The sequence below is a fragment of the Halomonas sabkhae genome (assembly GCF_030409265.1).
Taxonomy (GTDB): domain Bacteria; phylum Pseudomonadota; class Gammaproteobacteria; order Pseudomonadales; family Halomonadaceae; genus Halomonas; species Halomonas halmophila.
The window spans coordinates 88049-101963 of record NZ_JAUFPM010000015.1 but is presented as its reverse complement, the minus strand read 5'-3'; the positions used below and the strand labels follow the sequence as shown (position 1 = coordinate 101963).

The following is a 13915-nucleotide window of genomic DNA, read 5'->3' as shown; positions in this document are numbered from 1 at the left end:
CTCTTGCAGCGGCGTAGCCGCTAGACCCCGGCTGTCTCGCGGATCAGCTTGAACAGCCGGCGGGCGCTGGTGGGGGGCTTGCCCTGGTCGCGTTCGCGGCGGGCGTTGCGGATCAACTGGCGCAGGGCCTGGCGGTCGGTGTCCGGGTAGTCCTCGATGAAGGCGGCGACGGCGTCATCCCCTTCATCGATCAGGCGGTCGCGCCATTTCTCCAGGCGATGGAAGGCGTGATCGCGCTGCAGCTGTTCGCGTTCGAGGCTGTCGAAGACCGCCTGGATGCCGTCGAGATCTTCCCGACGCATCAGCTTGCCGATGTACTGCATGTGGCGGCGGCGGGCTTCACGGCTGCGGATGCGGCCGGTTTCCTCGATGGCGGCCAGCAGTTCGTCGGAAAGGGGAAAGCGCGCGCGCTCGGCCGCCTGCATGGCGATCAACTGCTCGCCGAGGGCCTGCAGGGCATGCATCTCGCGCTTCTGCTGAGACTTGCTGGGCCGCTCGTCGGCCGGAGAATCATCCTGGGTCATGCCGTGTCCTGTATGGCGTCGGGTCGTGAAGGCAACACGCTGCGTGGCGCAAGAGAACCAGTATACCAGCCCGCCACAGCGGGATGGCAAAACACGCTATGAAGAGTGCCGGCCTGCGGGCCGGCCGAGTGAGGAGACAGATCGATGACACAGGCTTTCGATGCCGCCGCCCAGCAGGCCCTGCTGGAAACCCGGGCCGAAGCGGCCCTGGCCCTGGCACGCCGGCTGGGAGCCGATGCCTGCGAGGTCGGCGCCAGTGTCGATCAGGGGATCGGCGTCAGCGTGCGGGAGGGCGACGTGGAGACCGTCGAACTGTCCCGCGATCAGGGCATCGCGGTGACCGTCTATGTCGGCCAGCGCAAGGGCAGCGCCTCCTCGTCGGATGCCAGCGAGGCATCCGTGCGCGACGTGGTGGAAAAGGCCCTGGCCATTGCCCGCTATACCGGCGAGGACCCTGCCGCTGGTCTGGCGGACGCCGAGCTGATGGCGACCTCCTTTCCGGACCTGCAGGTGCATCACCCCTGGCCACTCACGACCGAGGAGGCCATCGAACTGGCCCTGACCTGTGAAAGCGCCGGTCGTGGTGTCGAGGGCATTCGCAGCTCGGAAGGCGCGAGCCTGTCCAGCGGCGAAGGGGTGCATGTCTACGGCAACAGCCATGGCTTTCTGGGCAGCCAGCGTGGCAGCCGGCATTCGCTGTCGTGCCTGCTGATCGCCGAGGATGCCGCCGGCATGCAGCGTGACTATGACTTCACCACGGCCCGTGATCCGCGCGCCCTGCGCGATGCCGCGGAAGTGGGCCGGAGCGCCGCGGATCGCACCCTGCGCCGGCTCGGTGCCCAGGGGCTTGCCACCGGGCGCATGCCGGTGATGTTCGATCCGTCCCTGGCCTCCGGGCTGGTGGGCCACCTGATGGGGGCCATTGCCGGCGGTGCCCAGTTCCGCCAGGCCTCCTTCCTGTGCGAGCGCCTGAACACCATGCTGTTTCCCGAGTGGTTCTCGCTAAGTGAGCGGCCCATGGAAGTCGGCGCCATGGCCAGCAGCCCCTTCGATGGGGATGGCGTCCAGACCCGGGACAATGTCTTCATCGACCAGGGGCGCCTGGCCAGCTACATGCTGTCGGCCTACAGCGCCCGTCGCCTGGGCATGTCGACCACGGGCAACGCCGGCGGCGCGCGCAACCTGCGCATCGAGGCGCCGCTTGAGTCCCAGCAGGCCCTGTTGTCACGCATGGACAAGGGCGTGCTGGTGACCGAGCTGATGGGGCAGGGCGTGAACGGCGTGACCGGCGACTACTCGCGCGGCGCCGCCGGTTTCTGGGTCGAGAACGGCCGGATTCAGCACCCGGTGGAGGAATTCACCATCGCCGGCAACCTGGAGACGATGTTCCAGGGGCTGGTGGGCATCGGCGACGACATCGATACCCGCGGCAGCATCCACACCGGCAGCTGGCTGATCGACGAGATGACCATCGCCGGCGGGTAAGCCCGAGGCGCGGCAGTGCCGCTTGAAGAGGAAAGAATGCGGCTGGCGCCGCTTGAAGAAGGAAGAACGGCGCTACGCGCCTTGAAGAGGTAAGAACGCGGCTCGCGCCGCTTGAAGAGGGAAGAAAACCCTTGACGCCACAAACCCAGGCACCAGCCTGGCTTCTTCCTTCTTCCTTCTTCCTTCTTCCTTCTTCCTTCTTCCTTCTTCCTTCTTCCTTCTTCCTTCTCAGGCTTCCTCATCGAACCGTGCGTCGAACAGTTGCTCCAGCGCGTCGAGCACCGCTTCGCCGTCTTCGCCGTCGGCTTCCAGGGTCAGTTCGGTGCCGCAGGGCGCGGCGAGCATCAGCAGCGACATGACATTGGCGGCGTCGGCGCTCTGGGCGCCGTTGGAGACCGTTACGCTGGCGTTGTAGGCCTGGCAGCATTGCACCAGTCGCGTGGCGGCGCGGGCATGCAGGCCGCGCTTGTTGGTCAGGGTGAGCTTGCGGCTGGCCACGTCCTCAGGGTTCCTTCTCGCAGTCGTCCGGTGCGGGGGCCGTTTCCGGAGAGAGACGGCTGAGTTGTATGCCCAGTTCCCGGTGGCGGAGACGCACGCCGGGATAGTGCGTGGCCAGGTCGTGGGCCAGGCGCTCGGCCAGGTAGACGGAGCGATGCTGGCCGCCGGTGCAGCCGATGGCCACGGTCAGATAGCTGCGCTGACTGGCCTGATAGCGGGGCAGCCAGCGTTCCACCCAGGCGCGGATGTCGGTCTGCATTTCCTCGACCATGGCGTAGCCGGCGAGGAAGTCGACCACATTGCGGTCGCGCCCGGTGGACTCGCGCAGCGACGGGTCCCAGTACGGGTTGGGCAGGCAGCGCGCATCGAAGACGATGTCGGCGTCCAGGGGCACGCCGCGCTTGAAGCCGAAGGATTCGACCGTCAGGGCCAGGGCCTCCGAGCCGCGATCGGCGAGCTGGTCGGCGATGCGGCTGCGCAGTTCGTGCACCGACAGGCGCGAGGTATCGATCACCAGATCGGCCAGGTCGCGAATCTCGGTCAGGGCGCTTTCTTCATGATCGATGGCCTCGGCCAGCGTCATGCGGTTGTTGCGCGTCAAGGGGTGGCGTCGGCGCGTGGCCGAGTAGCGTTCCAGCAGGATGCGCGCATCCGTGGTGAGGTAGACGACCTGGCACTGAATGTCTCGCTGGCGCAGCTCCTGCAGCAGGCTGGGGAAGCGCTGCAGGGCGTGCGGCAGGTTGCGGGCATCGATGCTCACGGCCACCGAGGGGTTGAGCTGGTCGCTGCGCAGTTCGTCGACCAGGGAGCCAAGCAGCATGGCCGGCAGGTTGTCGATGGCATAGAAGCCGAGGTCCTCGAGCGCCTGCAGGGCAATCGATTTCCCCGAGCCTGAGCGGCCACTGATGATGACGATCTGCATGGCGGTCTCCTGGAAGAGGCTTGGGGCGAGGCCGCATAGGGGGCCGTCAGGCGGAAGACTGTCGGCGGATCGCTTCGACCAGACATTCGTGAAGGGCGTGCTGACTGTCGGCACGCCGCAGGGCGTGGCGCGTATCGGCGTCGTTCATCACCGCGGCGGCCTGGCCGAGCAGTGCCAGATGGGCATCATCGGCGGCTTCGGGCACCAGCAGGACGAACACCAGGTCGACCGGCTCGCCATCCACGGCGTCGAAGTCGATGGCATCGGCCAACTTCAGGAAGCCGGCGATGGGCGCCTTGCAGTGGGGGTTCCGCGAGTGCGGAATGGCCACGCCGTGGCCGATCCCGGTACTGCCCAGGCGCTCCCGGCCGATCAGGCGGCTGAAGACCTCCTGGCTGTCCAGGCTGGGTGTATTCTGGGCGATGAAGGTGCTGAAGAATTCCAGCACCCGTTTTTTGCTCCCCCCGGGCACATCGAAGAGGGTGCGCTCGGGGGGCAGGATGGTTTCCAGAGTCATGATGGGTCAGCGCACGCTGGCGGCGCCCTGGGCGCGTGCCTGGGATTTTTCCTTGTGCTTCACCAGTTGCCTGTCGAGCTTGTCGGCCAGGGCATCGATGGCGGCATACATGTCGCTGTCCTTGGCCTCGGCGTGCAGGTCGGCGCCGGCGGCGTGAAGGGTACAGGCGGCTTGCTGGCGTTCCTTCTCCACGGAGAGTGTCACTTGTACGGTCGTGATGTTGTCGTAATGACGTTCGAGACGCGCGAGCTTCTCTTGTACATAGTCCCGCAGGGCGTCGGTCAATTCCACATGATGGCCGGTGAGGTTGACTTGCATGACACGCTCCTTGCTCCATGGGTTGTGGCTTGATTGTAACCCTTTTTGGAGTCGTGCAAACCCCCTGTCGCCCGCTGGCCGCGTACGCTGTCGTCAACGTTCAACGCAGGCGCTTGCGTTGGCTCGAGGAAGGGATGTGCATGGACTCGCGATACTTGGCCACGGTGCGTCGTGCCACCTCGATGCCTTCCTCGGCGAGGAGGCTGACCAGCTTGTTGTCGGACAGCGGCTTGCGCGGCGTCTCGTCCTGGATCAGCTTGCGGATGCGGGCGCGGATGGCGGTGCTGGAGTGGGCCTCGTCACCATCGCCGACATGACTGGAAAAGAAGTACTTGAGCTCGAAGACGCCGCGTGGGGTGTGAATGTACTTCTGGGTGGTGACCCGGGAGATCGTCGATTCGTGCATTTCCACTGTCTGGGCGATATCGGCCAGGATCAGCGGTTTCATGGCCTCCTCGCCATGCTCCAGAAAGTCGATCTGGCGCACCATGACCTCATGGCCGACCCGCAGCAGGGTGTCGTTGCGGCTGGCCAGGCTCTTGAGCAGCCAGCGGGCTTCCTGCAGGTGGTCCTTGAGGAACTGGTTGTCCTGGCTCTTGTCGGCGCGGCGGATGAGCGCCGCGTAATCGGGCTGTATGCGCAGGCGGGGCAGGGCGTCAGGATTGAGTTCGACCTGCCAGCCCTGGTCGCCGCGTCGCGCGATCAGGTCGGGAATGACATAGTCATCGCCGCCGGCGGTGAAGGCGCTCCCGGGTCGCGGGTCAAGCTCTCGAATCAGCGCGATGACCTCATCGAGCGCCGCGTCGTCCAGGCTCAGGCGGCGCTTCAGCAGGCGTCGGTCATCACTGGCCAGGGCCTCGAGAAACTGGCGGGCCAGGCGCCTGGCCTGGGGCAGATGGGGCGTATCCCGAGGCAGGGCGGCGAGCTGCAGCAGCAGGCATTCGCTAAGGTCGCGGGCGAGGACACCGGTCGGTTCGAACTGCTGTAGCCGCTGCAGCACCCTCTCCATGTCCTGGTCCGTCAGCGCGTCCAGTCCCTGGGCGCGCAATCCTTCACGGATGTCTTCCAGCGGCTGGTCGAGGTAGCCATCGTCGTTCACGGCGTCGATCAGGCTCTCGGCCACCCGTGTGTCGGGCTCCTGCATGCCGCTCATGGCGAGCTGCCAGGTCAGGTGCCCCTGCAGGCTCTGGCCGGCGGCCTGGCGTTCGAAGTCCGGCGCCTCGCCACTGCCCGTGCTGCCCAGCCCGGCATCCTGATAGGTGTCCGACCAGTCACTGTCGACGGTCAGTTGATCGGGAATTTCACTGGCCCAGTCGTCTTCCGGCGTGTCGCTCACGGCCTGTTCGCCGAAGTCTTCCTCGAGCTCCAGCATGGGGTTGGATTCCAGGGCCTGCTGGACTTCCTGGCGCAGGTCGAGTGTCGAGAGCTGCAGCAGAGCGATGGCCTGTTGCAGCTGAGGCGTCATGGTCAGCTGGGTGCCGAGCCGCAGTTGCAGAGAAGCCTTCATGGCCATAGACGAGGGGTCCGGGTGACGGTCTTGGAGCTTCTACCCTAATCCGGCGAGGTGCTTCATGCAAGACTCGGGCCAAATGGAGTGGCCCCGGTGGCTCGATTCATGATTCTTGACGATGCTGTGTTGCACGGGCGGCTGGCGATCGGGGGCCGAGCCCCGGCGTGCGGGGTCAGAGGCGGAAGTCCTGGCCCAGGTAGACGTCACGCACGCGCTGGTTGGCGAGAATCGTCTCGGCATCGCCCTCGGCAATGATCTGACCGTCGCCCACGATATAGGCGCCGTCGCAGATATCCAGTGTCTCGCGCACATTGTGGTCGGTGATCAGTACGCCGATGCCACGGGTCTTCAGCTGGCGAATGATGCCCTTGATCTCGCCCACCGAGATCGGATCCACCCCGGCGAAGGGTTCGTCCAGCAGGATGAAGTCGGGCTCGGTGGCCAGGGCGCGGGCGATCTCCACGCGGCGACGTTCGCCTCCGGACAGGCTCATGCCGGCGTTGTCGCGGATATGTGTCACGTGGAAGTCCTCGAGCAGGGACTCCAGCCGCTGGCGACGACCACTGCGGTCGAGATCCTTGCGTGTCTCGAGGATCGCCATGATGTTGTCGGCCACGCTCAGCTTGCGAAAGATCGAGGCTTCCTGGGGCAGGTAGCCGATGCCGGCGCGGGCCCGTTCGTGCATGGCGGCGTTCGACAGGTCATGGTCGTCGATGCCGACTCGGCCGGCGTCGGCACGCACCAGTCCCACGATCATGTAGAAGGAAGTGGTCTTGCCGGCCCCGTTGGGGCCGAGCAGGCCGATGACATGGCCCTGGCCGATTTCCAGGCTTATGTCGTGGACGACCCGGCGGCGCTTGTAGCTCTTGGCCAGGTGGCTAGCGTGCAGCGTCTTCATTGGCCTTCCTGCTGTTCGGGCTCCAGGGTCATGCGCACGCGCTGGTTGCCCTCCACGCCTTCCGCCGAGGAGCGCGCCTGGACGACCCGGCGGTCGAGGAAATATTCCAGATAGCCGCCATTGAAGGTGTCGTCGCCCTTGTGCAGTTCGGCCTGGTCGACCAGTTCCAGGCGGCGTTCCGCGACATGGTAGACGATGCGCCTGGCCCAGCCCTGGACGAGATCGGCATCGGGCGCCGGCTTCTGCTCGATGTAGGCCCGTCCGCCGGTGGCAATGGCCCGCGAGAGCTGACCGGCATCATTGCGGCGAATTTCCACGCGCTCACCCTGCAGTTTCATGCTGCCCTGCTGGATGCGCACCTCGCCCTGATAGACGGCCGTGCCGGCTTGATCATCGAGCTCGAGGCGGTCGGCTTCCACCTGGATAGGGGCACTGGCATCGCCCTCGAGGGCCAGTGCCTGCGGGACTGGCGTCAGCAGCAGCGTCACTGCCAGGCCCAGCAGCGGGGGCAGGGTCGGTCGCATCATGGCGCGGGGTCCTCATCGGTTGCCGGCGGATGGTGGCCGCGGACATTGTCGGTCAGTCGGGCCCGGTTGTCATCGAGCCAGACATCGAAACGTTCGGCCTGCATGCGTTGCGGCGGCTGGCGCAGGGTGACCGGCGCTTCGCTCCAGGCATGAGCCGTATCGGCATTGTAGTGCAGGACCCGGGTCGTCAGCTGCCAGCGCTCCTCGGGTGCTGCCAGGCGCACATTGCCGCTGAGCACCAGTGGCGAGCCGCCGCTTTCCAGGCGGCCCTGTTCGGCGCGTGCCGTCCAGTGGCGCCCGCTGTCATCGCGCAGCCGCAGGTCCGGGCTTTCCAGTCGGGTGACATCGTCGCCGGGCGTGTGGGACAGGCGTGGCGCCTGCAGCTGCTGATGCGGGAGTCCCTGGGCGTCATAGCGCGTCGCCTCGAGGTCCTCGATATAATAATCGGGCTCGCCGGACGTGCTCGGTGGCAGCGGTCCGTGCGAGTCGCTCTGGCGCTGGTCGAGCAGTGTCAGGCCGCCGCCCAGGGCCAGCAGCAGCACAAACAGCCAGGTTCGAAAGCCGGGTCTGGGGAGTCGCATGATGTTACCCCGGATCCTTCAGGTGGCGGGCGAGCATGGCCTCCCAGTCTCCCCGGGCCTGGAGCAGGGCATCGCAGATCTCGCGGACGGCGCCGTGGCCACCCGGGCGCTCGGTGACCCAGTCGGCATGGGCGGCGATATAGGGCGGCGCATTGGGTACGCTGATACCGACCCCGGCATGATGGATAGGGGCCAGGTCGGGCAGGTCGTCGCCACAATAGGCCACCTCGTCGAGTTCGAGCCCGAGTTCGTGGCTCAGCCGGCGCAGCACGGGCAGCTTGTGCTTGATGCCCTGATGAAGGTGCGCAATTCCCAGTGCCGTGGCCCGCTCGGTGACCATGGAAGAGTCGCGTCCGGTGATCAGGGCCACGCGCACGCCGACTTCCTGCAGCATCTTGATGCCCTGGCCGTCCAGGGTGTGAAAGGCCTTGGTTTCGCTGCCGTCGGACTGGAAGTAGAGCCGGCCATCGGACAGCACGCCATCCACGTCCAGGGCCAGCAGTCGTATCCTGGCCATGCGCTCGAGCAGGGAGGGGGAGAGGGGCGTGTCGGGCATGACAACTCCGGTGATCAGATGACGCCGCTGGCCAGCAGGTCATGCATGTGCAGGGCGCCGACCGGATGACCGTCCGGATCCACCACGGCCAGCGCGGTGATGCGGTTGTCTTCCATGATGCGCACGGCCTCGGCCGCCAGGGTGTCGGGGGAGATGCGCTTGCCGGGAGCGGTCATCACGTCGTCGACCGTCAACTGGCTCAGGTCGGCGTGATGGTCCAGGGTACGCCGCAGGTCACCGTCGGTGTAGACACCCACCAGGTAATCACTCGGGTCGACGACACAGGTGAAGCCAAGCCCCTGCCGGGTGATTTCCAGCAGGGCATCGCGCAGCGGGCTGCCGGACGCCACGCGCGGCAGGCGACTGCCGTGGTGCATCAGGTCCGATACACGCAGCAAGAGACGCTTGCCCAGGCTGCCGCCGGGGTGGGACAGGGCAAAGTCCTCTTCGGTGAAGCCGCGGGCCTCCAGCAGGGCCACGGCCAGGGCGTCACCCAGGGCCAGGGCGGCGGTCGTCGAGGAGGTGGGCGCCAGGTCCAGGGGGCAGGCCTCGCGTTCGACGCCGGCGAAGAGGTGGGCGTCGGCATGGCGACCGAGGGTCGAGTGCGGACGCCCGGTCATGCTGATCAGGGGAGTGCCCAGGCGCTTGAGCAGGGGCAGCAGGGCGGTCACCTCGGCCGTCTCGCCGGAGTGCGACAAGGCCAGGACCACATCGCCGGGCGTGATCATGCCCAGGTCGCCGTGGCTTGCCTCGCCGGGATGCACGAAGAAGGCAGGGGAGCCGGTGCTGGCCAGGGTGGCGGCAATCTTGCCGCCGATGTGGCCGGACTTGCCCATGCCGGTCACCACCACACGGCCCGAGCAGCCCAGGATGAGTTCGCAGGCGTGTTCGAAGTCGCCATCGAGATGCTCGATCAGGGCGCCGATGGCCTGCTGCTCCAGGGTCAGGGTACGTATCGCGCTGTTGCGCAGCAGGTCGGAAGGGGAGGTCGTGTCAGTCATGGTGTGATTGTTGCCTGTCCCGGGAATTCTCTCAAGGATCAAACGCCAGCGGTGATCTGCTGACTGCCCAGCCAGATCAGGTAGCCGACGTAGATGGCGGTCAGCACGGCGCCCGGCAGGCGCTTGATCTGCCCGTGACGTTGCCAGAGCAGCAGCATGCCCAGCGCCAGGGTCAGCAGCAGCATCACCGGATAGTCGCGGCCGGCCGCCGCCGGATCGGTGGCGCCCGGTCGCAGCAGGGCGGGCACCGGCAGCACGGCCAGCATGTTGAACAGGTTGGAGCCGATGACGTTGCCGATGGCCAGGTCGTGGTGGCGTTTCAGCGCGCTGGCCACGCAGGCGGCGAGTTCGGGCAGGCTGGTGCCGATGGCGACGATGGTCAGGCCGATCACCAGGTCGCTGATGCCGAAGCCGCGGGCAATCTCGCTGGCCCCCCACACCAGGGCGCGCGAGCTGGCCACCATGATCGCCAGGGTCAGGGCCAGCCACAACAGGGCGCGCACCAGCGTCATGTCGGGGATCTCGGTGTCGACATCGGCGCCGCCCGGGGTGTCGGCGCGAAATAGCCACCACAGGCTGAAGATCAGCAGGGCTACAAGCAGCAGTCCGTCCGGACGGTCCAGCTGACCATTGGCCAGCGCATACCCGGCCAGGCCGGTGGCGCCGAGCAGCAGCGGCAGCTCCTTGCGTACGATCGAGAAGCGCACCGGGATGGGCACTACCAGGGCCGTGATGCCGAGCACCAGGCCGATGTTGGCGATATTGGAGCCCAGGGCATTGCCGGTGGCGAGATTGGGCACGCCATCCAGCGAGGCCATGAGCGAGACCACGATTTCCGGTGCCGAGGTGCCGATCGAGACAATCGTCATGCCCACCAGCATGGTGCTCATGCCGGCGCGGTAGGCGGTCGCGGCGGCGGCGCCGACGAAGCGGTCGGCACTCCAGAGCAGGCCGACGAGGCCGAGGATGACGAGCAGGGCGGGAAGCAGCATGACAGCCAGGATGTCCATGGTGAAAAGTGGCCTATTGAACATGCTCCATCGACCCGGCGCAAGCGGAGCCGGTCTGTGCTGGCGCGCCGCGACCCAGTTAGGATACGATGTTCGATAATTCTCTTCAGGAACGCATACGGATGACCGACTCTCCCTTCGTGGAAGTGGAAGGCCTGCATTATGCCCGCGGCGAGACGGCGATCTTCCGCGGCATCGACATGGTCATTCCGCGTGGCAAGGTGACTGCCATCATGGGGCCCAGCGGCACCGGCAAGACCACCCTGCTCAAGCTGCTCGGCGGCCAGTTGTCACCGGATGCCGGGCGGGTGCGCATCGATGGCGAGGACGTGCACCGGCTGTCGCGCAAGGCGCTGTTCGGCCTGCGGCGGCGGATGGGCATGCTGTTCCAGAGCGGGGCACTCTTTTCGGACCTGAATGTCTACGAGAATGTCGCCTTTCCGCTGCGGGTGCATACCGACCTGCCGGAGTCGATGATTCGCGATCTGGTACTGCTCAAGCTGCAGGCCGTGGGGTTGCGCGGTGCCCGTGAACTGTCGCCCGCCGAGCTTTCCGGCGGCATGGCGCGCCGGGTGGCACTGGCGCGGGCCATTGCACTGGATCCGGAACTGATCCTGTATGACGAGCCCTTCGTCGGTCAGGACCCGATTTCCATGGGCGTACTGGTGCAGCTGATTCGACGGCTCAATGACGCCCTCGGGCTCACGGCTGTGGTGGTATCGCATGACATCAAGGAGACCCTGTCCATCGCCGATTATGTCTATGTCATCGCCGATGGCCAGGTCATGGCGCATGGCACCCCCGAGACCCTGGATGTGGACCAGGACGCGCGCGTGCGCCAGTTCGTGCATGGCGAGCCGGATGGGCCGGTGCCCTTTCACTATCCTGCCCCGGATTTCCATGCCGACCTGATGGACGCGGGAGGCCGCCAATGATCGAACGCATCAGGCGCCTCGGTCGCTGGGGCTGCACGGCCCTGGAGAGCCTCGGCGACGCCGGGATCTTCCTCGCCCAGTCGATGTTCGGCATTCCCTCTGCCGAGGGCATTCGGCTGTGGCTGCGTCAGGTTCACTTCGTCGGCGTGCTGTCGCTGGCGATCGTTCTGGTCTCGGGGCTGTTCATCGGCATGGTGCTGGCCCTGCAGGGCTATACCATCCTGGTCGACTTCGGCGCCGAGGATGCGTTGGGGCAGATGGTGGCACTCTCCCTGTTGCGGGAGCTGGCGCCGGTGGTGGCCGCCCTGCTGTTTGCCGGGCGCGCCGGTTCGGCACTGACCGCGGAAATCGGCCTGATGAAGGCCACCGAGCAGCTCACCAGCATGGAAATGATCGGCGTCGACCCCTTGCGTCGCATCGTCGCGCCGCGCCTCTGGGCCGGTTTCGTGGCCCTGCCGCTGCTGACCATCGGCTTCGGGGTGGTCGGTGTCTGGGGCGGGCAGCTGGTCGGCGTGCAGTGGCTGGGCGTGTTCGAGGGCTCCTACTGGGGCAACATGCAGGCCAGCGTCGACTTCATCGGGGATGTCGGCAACGGCTTGCTCAAGAGTCTGGTGTTTGCCCTGGTGGTCACCTGGATCGCGGTGTATCAGGGCTATGCCCTGGTGCCCACTTCTGAAGGCATTTCGCGGGCCACCACGCGCACGGTGGTATATGCCTCCCTGGCGGTTCTCGGTCTGGATTTCTTGCTGACCGCCGTCATGTTCGGAGGCTTGTCCTGATGTTCGGAGACACGCAATGAAGCGTAGCAAGACAATGGAACTCGGCGTTGGCCTCTTCATGCTGGCCGGCATCATCGGGCTGGTGTTTCTCGGTCTGAGGGTCAGCGGGCTGAGCCTGCAGACCCCGGAAAGCCGGTTCGAGCTGCAGGCCAACTTTGCCAATATCGGCGGTCTGAAACCGCGCGCCCGGGTCACCATGGCGGGCGTCACCGTGGGCCGGGTCGAGAGTATCGAGCTGGACACCGAGTGGTATGACGCCCGGGTGGTGATGGAAATCGATGGAGATCTGGAAGGCAAGTTGCCCGAGGACAGCACGGCGGCGGTACTGACCTCCGGGTTGCTGGGCGAGCAGTACATCGGCCTCTCGGTGGGCGGTGCGCCCGAGACGCTGGGAGAGGGCGATCGCATTCGTGATACCCAATCCGCACTGGTGCTGGAGGAGTTGATCCAGCAGTTTGTATCCAATATGGCTTCGGAGTGATGAAGATGCTGACTATACCCATGGCCCGGCTGCGTGCCGGCCTGTTGCTGCTGGTTGTGTCGATGGTCGTGCTGCCGGTTCAAGCGCAGCAGGCCGAGAGTCCGGAAGCCTTGATTCGCGACAGTGTCGATGCCCTGATGTCGCAGATCGAGGGACGCAAGGATTACTTCGCCCAGCATCCGGACGAACTGGCGAGCGTGGTCGAGGACAATCTGACCGAGGTGGCGGACATGCGTTATATCGGCGCCAGTGTCATGGGCCGCTATTTCGGCAATGCGACCCCTCGGCAACGCTCGCGCTTCGTCGAGACCTTTCGCCAGACGCTGATCGACACCTACTCCAGGGGGTTGGTGACCTTCGATTATCGCGAGATTCGTGTCCTCGATGATCAGGAAGGATCACGCTACGAGGATCAGGCCAGTGTCGGCATGGAAGTGGTGGGCACCGATGGCACGGTCTACCCGATCAGCTACACCATGCGACTCGATGAGGGAAGCTGGAAGGTCGTCAATGTCATCGTCAATGGCATCAACCTGGGGCTGACCTTCCGCAACCAGTTCGATCAGGCCATGCGCCAGCACAACCGTGACTATGACGCGGTCATCGAGGGCTGGGCCCCCGAGCTGGATGTCGACGAGCTGGAGGACGGTGAGTGAGTGTCCTGCTCGAGGACGGCGCCAACCGGCTGGAGGGCGAGGGCACCACGCTGCGCGTGATCGGTCGTGTCGACTTCGAGAGCGCGGCCTCGCTGGCCGCCGCCGGCCGCGAGTGGCTGGCGGGTTGCCCGTCGGGCGGCGCCGTGACCTTCGATCTGCAGGGCATCGACCGTGTCAGCAGTGCTGCGCTCAGCATGCTGCTCGAATGGTTGCGCACGGCCGAGCACAGTGGCCTCGACGTCTCCGGAGTGCGCCTTTCGGCGCCGCTGGCCAGGCTGACCGAGGTCGCGGAGCTGAACCGCCTGTTGCCTGATCCGGGCTGTGCCTCGAGCGCTTGAGGCGATGCCGGCGGCATCGCCAAGTGCCATGCTTTTCTTTACCATGTCGGCGACAATGACGCCGACATTTTTATGCGGTGCATCCACCGACGACAGCGAAACGCGAGGACTCCATGCATCCCAGTGACGTCAAGGCGCTTCTCGAGAGCCGTATCGACAATTGCGAGTTTTATATTCAGGGCGAGGGCTGCGACTTCCAGGTGACCGCCGTGGGTGAAGCCTTCGACGGGCTGTCGCGCGTCAAGCGGCAACAGCTGGTCTATGGCGCACTGTCCGACGAGATCGCCTCCGGCGCCCTCCACGCCATCACCATTCGTACTTACACCCCGCAGCAGTGGCAAGATGCTGCCGAGAGCAAGGGGGCCTGAGGGTCGACCCA

General features: G+C 65.9%; 19 protein-coding genes. 7 read left to right on the top strand and 12 right to left on the bottom strand.

From position 1 onward, the window contains the following. Window positions 1-20 precede the first annotated feature (20 nt). A complete protein-coding gene (gene yjgA, locus QWY79_RS09680; RefSeq protein WP_290272212.1) occupies window positions 21-524 on the bottom strand; it encodes a ribosome biogenesis factor YjgA in 504 nt (167 codons plus the stop codon). 144 nt (window positions 525-668) lie between these two features. Between yjgA and pmbA the strand changes: the two genes are divergently transcribed. After that, window positions 669-2009, top strand: a complete 1341-nt coding sequence (pmbA, locus tag QWY79_RS09675; RefSeq protein ID WP_290272210.1) for a metalloprotease PmbA — start codon at window positions 669-671, stop codon at window positions 2007-2009. A gap of 228 nt (window positions 2010-2237) precedes the next feature. On the opposite strand, the gene QWY79_RS09670 is transcribed toward pmbA, so the two are convergent. The 11 genes from QWY79_RS09670 to QWY79_RS09620 form a co-directional block, all read right to left on the bottom strand. Continuing rightward, on the bottom strand, window positions 2238-2507 hold the full coding sequence (locus QWY79_RS09670; RefSeq protein WP_290272208.1) for an HPr family phosphocarrier protein: 270 nt from the start codon (window positions 2505-2507) through the stop codon (window positions 2238-2240). A 4-nt stretch (window positions 2508-2511) separates the two neighbouring features. After that, window positions 2512-3429, bottom strand: coding sequence for an RNase adapter RapZ (gene rapZ / locus QWY79_RS09665; protein WP_290272207.1), 918 nt, complete (start codon window positions 3427-3429; stop codon window positions 2512-2514). 46 nt (window positions 3430-3475) lie between these two features. After that, window positions 3476-3946, bottom strand: coding sequence for a PTS sugar transporter subunit IIA (locus tag QWY79_RS09660; protein ID WP_290272205.1), 471 nt, complete (start codon window positions 3944-3946; stop codon window positions 3476-3478). 6 nt (window positions 3947-3952) lie between these two features. Next, window positions 3953-4264, bottom strand: a complete 312-nt coding sequence (hpf, locus tag QWY79_RS09655) for a ribosome hibernation-promoting factor, HPF/YfiA family (protein ID WP_290272203.1) — start codon at window positions 4262-4264, stop codon at window positions 3953-3955. A 100-nt stretch (window positions 4265-4364) separates the two neighbouring features. Then, entirely contained in the window at window positions 4365-5777 is a 1413-nt protein-coding gene (locus QWY79_RS09650; RefSeq protein ID WP_290272201.1) for an RNA polymerase factor sigma-54, read from the bottom strand. Between the two features lie 169 nt (window positions 5778-5946). After that, a complete protein-coding gene (gene lptB, locus QWY79_RS09645) occupies window positions 5947-6672 on the bottom strand; it encodes an LPS export ABC transporter ATP-binding protein (protein WP_290272199.1) in 726 nt (241 codons plus the stop codon). Then, window positions 6669-7199: a lipopolysaccharide transport periplasmic protein LptA gene (lptA, locus tag QWY79_RS09640; protein ID WP_290272197.1), complete on the bottom strand. Its 531-nt coding sequence runs from the start codon at window positions 7197-7199 to the stop codon at window positions 6669-6671. Before lptA ends, lptB begins: the two co-directional genes overlap by 4 nt. Next, a complete protein-coding gene (gene lptC, locus QWY79_RS09635) occupies window positions 7196-7780 on the bottom strand; it encodes an LPS export ABC transporter periplasmic protein LptC (RefSeq protein WP_290272195.1) in 585 nt (194 codons plus the stop codon). The genes lptA and lptC overlap by 4 nt, the downstream gene beginning before the upstream one ends. A 4-nt stretch (window positions 7781-7784) precedes the next feature. Next, window positions 7785-8336: a KdsC family phosphatase gene (locus tag QWY79_RS09630; RefSeq protein ID WP_290272193.1), complete on the bottom strand. Its 552-nt coding sequence runs from the start codon at window positions 8334-8336 to the stop codon at window positions 7785-7787. 14 nt (window positions 8337-8350) lie between these two features. Beyond that, window positions 8351-9337 carry a KpsF/GutQ family sugar-phosphate isomerase gene (locus tag QWY79_RS09625; protein ID WP_290272190.1) on the bottom strand — a complete coding sequence of 329 codons (987 nt, stop codon included), beginning with the start codon at window positions 9335-9337 and terminating at the stop codon, window positions 8351-8353. A 38-nt stretch (window positions 9338-9375) separates the two neighbouring features. After that, a complete protein-coding gene (locus QWY79_RS09620; RefSeq protein WP_290272189.1) occupies window positions 9376-10347 on the bottom strand; it encodes a calcium/sodium antiporter in 972 nt (323 codons plus the stop codon). 122 nt (window positions 10348-10469) lie between these two features. Here QWY79_RS09620 and QWY79_RS09615 point away from each other — a divergent pair, with 122 nt between their 5' ends. The 6 genes from QWY79_RS09615 to QWY79_RS09590 all read left to right on the top strand — a co-directional run bounded on the left by QWY79_RS09615 (window position 10470) and on the right by QWY79_RS09590 (window position 13904). After that, on the top strand, window positions 10470-11282 hold the full coding sequence (locus tag QWY79_RS09615; RefSeq protein ID WP_290272187.1) for an ABC transporter ATP-binding protein: 813 nt from the start codon (window positions 10470-10472) through the stop codon (window positions 11280-11282). Further along, window positions 11279-12061, top strand: coding sequence for a lipid asymmetry maintenance ABC transporter permease subunit MlaE (gene mlaE / locus QWY79_RS09610; protein ID WP_290272184.1), 783 nt, complete (start codon window positions 11279-11281; stop codon window positions 12059-12061). Before QWY79_RS09615 ends, mlaE begins: the two co-directional genes overlap by 4 nt. 16 nt (window positions 12062-12077) lie before the next feature. Beyond that, window positions 12078-12542 carry an outer membrane lipid asymmetry maintenance protein MlaD gene (gene mlaD / locus QWY79_RS09605; protein WP_290272183.1) on the top strand — a complete coding sequence of 155 codons (465 nt, stop codon included), beginning with the start codon at window positions 12078-12080 and terminating at the stop codon, window positions 12540-12542. Further along, window positions 12542-13198: an MlaC/ttg2D family ABC transporter substrate-binding protein gene (locus QWY79_RS09600; protein ID WP_290272181.1), complete on the top strand. Its 657-nt coding sequence runs from the start codon at window positions 12542-12544 to the stop codon at window positions 13196-13198. Before mlaD ends, QWY79_RS09600 begins: the two co-directional genes overlap by 1 nt. Continuing rightward, a complete protein-coding gene (locus tag QWY79_RS09595; protein ID WP_290272178.1) occupies window positions 13195-13536 on the top strand; it encodes an STAS domain-containing protein in 342 nt (113 codons plus the stop codon). Before QWY79_RS09600 ends, QWY79_RS09595 begins: the two co-directional genes overlap by 4 nt. A 113-nt stretch (window positions 13537-13649) precedes the next feature. Next, window positions 13650-13904 (top strand): BolA family protein, encoded by a 255-nt coding sequence (locus tag QWY79_RS09590; protein ID WP_290272176.1) that lies wholly within the window; start codon window positions 13650-13652, stop codon window positions 13902-13904. Window positions 13905-13915: the final 11 nt, after the last annotated feature.

What these genes read in the sequence shown, in the direction of transcription:
- rapZ (WP_290272207.1), bottom strand. Translation starts at nt 3,429, where the DNA reads ATGCAGATCGTCATCATCAGTGGCCGCTCAGGCTCGGGGAAATCGATT.
- mlaD (WP_290272183.1), top strand. Translation starts at nt 12,078, where the DNA reads ATGAAGCGTAGCAAGACAATGGAACTCGGCGTTGGCCTCTTCATGCTG.
- yjgA (WP_290272212.1), bottom strand. Translation starts at nt 524, where the DNA reads ATGACCCAGGATGATTCTCCGGCCGACGAGCGGCCCAGCAAGTCTCAG.
- lptC (WP_290272195.1), bottom strand. Translation starts at nt 7,780, where the DNA reads ATGCGACTCCCCAGACCCGGCTTTCGAACCTGGCTGTTTGTGCTGCTG.
- lptB (WP_290272199.1), bottom strand. Translation starts at nt 6,672, where the DNA reads ATGAAGACGCTGCACGCTAGCCACCTGGCCAAGAGCTACAAGCGCCGC.
- QWY79_RS09615 (WP_290272187.1), top strand. Translation starts at nt 10,470, where the DNA reads ATGACCGACTCTCCCTTCGTGGAAGTGGAAGGCCTGCATTATGCCCGC.
- QWY79_RS09590 (WP_290272176.1), top strand. Translation starts at nt 13,650, where the DNA reads ATGCATCCCAGTGACGTCAAGGCGCTTCTCGAGAGCCGTATCGACAAT.
- mlaE (WP_290272184.1), top strand. Translation starts at nt 11,279, where the DNA reads ATGATCGAACGCATCAGGCGCCTCGGTCGCTGGGGCTGCACGGCCCTG.
- QWY79_RS09660 (WP_290272205.1), bottom strand. Translation starts at nt 3,946, where the DNA reads ATGACTCTGGAAACCATCCTGCCCCCCGAGCGCACCCTCTTCGATGTG.
- QWY79_RS09620 (WP_290272189.1), bottom strand. Translation starts at nt 10,347, where the DNA reads ATGGACATCCTGGCTGTCATGCTGCTTCCCGCCCTGCTCGTCATCCTC.
- pmbA (WP_290272210.1), top strand. Translation starts at nt 669, where the DNA reads ATGACACAGGCTTTCGATGCCGCCGCCCAGCAGGCCCTGCTGGAAACC.
- QWY79_RS09630 (WP_290272193.1), bottom strand. Translation starts at nt 8,336, where the DNA reads ATGCCCGACACGCCCCTCTCCCCCTCCCTGCTCGAGCGCATGGCCAGG.
- hpf (WP_290272203.1), bottom strand. Translation starts at nt 4,264, where the DNA reads ATGCAAGTCAACCTCACCGGCCATCATGTGGAATTGACCGACGCCCTG.
- QWY79_RS09650 (WP_290272201.1), bottom strand. Translation starts at nt 5,777, where the DNA reads ATGGCCATGAAGGCTTCTCTGCAACTGCGGCTCGGCACCCAGCTGACC.
- QWY79_RS09625 (WP_290272190.1), bottom strand. Translation starts at nt 9,337, where the DNA reads ATGACTGACACGACCTCCCCTTCCGACCTGCTGCGCAACAGCGCGATA.
- QWY79_RS09600 (WP_290272181.1), top strand. Translation starts at nt 12,542, where the DNA reads ATGAAGATGCTGACTATACCCATGGCCCGGCTGCGTGCCGGCCTGTTG.
- lptA (WP_290272197.1), bottom strand. Translation starts at nt 7,199, where the DNA reads ATGATGCGACCGACCCTGCCCCCGCTGCTGGGCCTGGCAGTGACGCTG.